Source organism: Escherichia sp. AM3, from assembly GCF_032029835.1.
Classification (GTDB): domain Bacteria; phylum Pseudomonadota; class Gammaproteobacteria; order Enterobacterales; family Enterobacteriaceae; genus Escherichia; species Escherichia coli.
Window position 1 is genome coordinate 1 of record NZ_JAVUPQ010001323.1, and the last position, 234, is coordinate 234.

Genomic DNA, 234 nt, shown 5'->3' on the forward strand with positions numbered 1-234 from the left:
GGGTTGAGGTCGTCATGTTGCGCTCCACATCGTACGTTTAGTAGACGGATTTATTGTTATCAACTGCTGTGGTGACGTCGGTAAAGCGGGCCGCCAGCGCTTCGGCGCTGCGGGCGAGCAGGGTGGTATCCACGCCGACCGCGACAAACAACGCGCCGAGGCTGAGATAGCGTTTTGCCAGCTGTTCATTCGCCATCAGGATGCCGGGCGCTTTGCCCGCGCTGAGGATCTGCG

At 60.3% G+C, this 234-nt stretch carries 1 pseudogene; it reads right to left on the minus strand.

Going from position 1 to position 234, the window contains the following annotated elements:
* Positions 1-37: 37 nt before the first annotated feature.
* A pseudogene (locus RTW80_RS30890) lies at positions 38-234 on the minus strand (4-hydroxy-2-oxo-heptane-1,7-dioate aldolase); the annotation flags it as partial.